At 69.0% G+C, this 1077-nt stretch carries 1 protein-coding gene; it reads right to left on the bottom strand.

Going from position 1 to position 1077, the window contains the following annotated elements:
- The coding region (locus ACXJKL_RS21415) for a hypothetical protein (RefSeq protein ID WP_457209007.1) at positions 1-1077 on the bottom strand (1077 nt) is incomplete at both ends.

Below are 1077 nucleotides of genomic sequence, written 5' to 3'. Positions count from 1 at the left end.
GAGTTGTCCCGCTTGCGCATGGTGAGCGTGAAGTTGGGGATGCCGTTCTCACCGGCCTCGCGCACCCCGTTGCGGTTCTTGTCGTTGAACACGTAGCCCGAGTACTCGGTCCACCAGCCGGTCATCGGCAGGGTGCCGAGCGCCTCGGTCTGGCCGTTGACCACGGTCACGTTCTGCAGCGCCAGGAGGTTGTTCTGGGCCTCGTCCCACCAGGTCAGGAGGTACTCGCCGTCGGGCACCCCGGCGATGTCGAACTTCCCGTCGGTGCCGGCCTGGCCGACCCAGACCGCCTGGTCGCCGTCGTTGAGGTCGGCCAGGGCGAGCCACCCGTCGGTGATCGGTCGCTGCACCTTGGTGCCGGTGAAGCCGTTGTAGAGGTCGAAGATGCCGCCCTTCGGGGGGACGTAGTGCAGCGTCCGCATGACCTGGCCGGTGATGTGACCGGACGCGGTGCCGCTGAGCGGCTGCCCGTTCTTCGTCGGCTGCGCGAAGCCGAACATCGGTGTGGGGACCGCCTCCCCGGCGAGGGTGAACTCCGTGTCGAACCCGGTGGAGCCCTCCATCACCCAGCTGTCCCAGTCGTGGTTGCCCTCGAGGGTCGTGGTCTGGATCCAGCGCTGGCCGTCGGGCGGGGTGACGAACTGGGTGTAGCGGTTGGTCCCCATGTGCGGGAACGTCACGATGCCGTCGGCGTCGCTCAGGCACCGGCCGCCGACGGTGTCGACCACCGGCAGCATCTCGGCGTCGAGGTCCGCCAGCGGGATCTCGTGGGTGACCGGGTCCTCGCCGACRTACGTCGTGCAGACCGGGTTGCCGTACACGTCGGTCGTGACCTCGCCGAGCAGGTCGTTGAGGTGCCCCTGGAAGCCCTGGAGCGGCTGGTCGCCGGCGTCGTAGGCACCGTTGGTGGGCGCCATGTCGGCGAAGACCTGGCCCTTCACGGTGGAGTCGGGCAGCGGCATCGGCTGCAGCTCCACCGACACCGGGCTGTCGGTCAGCGGCATGGTGAAGTGGGCGCCGTCGAGCTTGTAGCCGTCGGCCAGCACCGAGATCAGGTAGTCGCCGTCCGGGAGGGCC

It is taken from the genome of Nocardioides sp. P5_C9_2 (assembly GCF_054049555.1).
This window is presented reverse-complemented; position numbering and strand designations above follow the sequence as displayed.